Below are 573 nucleotides of genomic sequence, written 5' to 3'. Positions count from 1 at the left end.
CATTCTGATTAAACCCGAAACGGCTGTACCAGGGCGCCCCCCGCTCTGACTGAGACTGCAACCGGTCAATCTCCCGTTGCAGCCCATGCTGACTGAGCAAACGGGCCGATAAATCTCCCTGACGGTCACTGGCCGCGCTGATGCGTTCACGGCTCACCGCTATCTGATACCGGTTAACCCAAAACGAGGTTATACTGCCGATTCCCCACAACGCCGCCAGCGCTATCACGCCCCACTGCGCACTTTTCTCCCACGGAAAACCCACCGCCTGCCCCCGGCTATCGCGCACCTGTTCCAGCACCCCATTCCAACTGGCCTCCACCAGCCAGCCATGCTCCACCATCCCTGACGGCACCGGCAGCGGTAAACTGAACGTCACGCCCGACAGCCTTATCGGCGGCCGGTCCAGCAACGGCGTCAACTGCTGGACCAGACGTGTCACCCCGTCATCCCGCAAAGACTGCGCCAGTCGCAACAGAAAATCGTGACGGTTCTCCGCTATCGCCTGTTCCATGCCCCGGTTCGCCAGCGTGGGTATCAGGCTGTGCAGGCTCTCTGCTAACATCTCAGGCG

At 61.3% G+C, this 573-nt stretch carries 1 pseudogene; it reads right to left on the bottom strand.

Annotation, left to right across the window (positions count from 1 at the left end):
* A pseudogene (locus tag EAE90_RS23340) lies at positions 1-573 on the bottom strand (ImcF-related family protein); the annotation flags it as partial.

Source organism: Photorhabdus caribbeanensis (genome assembly GCF_018448885.1).
Lineage (GTDB): Bacteria > Pseudomonadota > Gammaproteobacteria > Enterobacterales > Enterobacteriaceae > Photorhabdus > Photorhabdus caribbeanensis.
The sequence above is the reverse complement of the archived record's forward strand: the minus strand, read 5'-3'. Positions and strand labels throughout refer to the sequence as shown.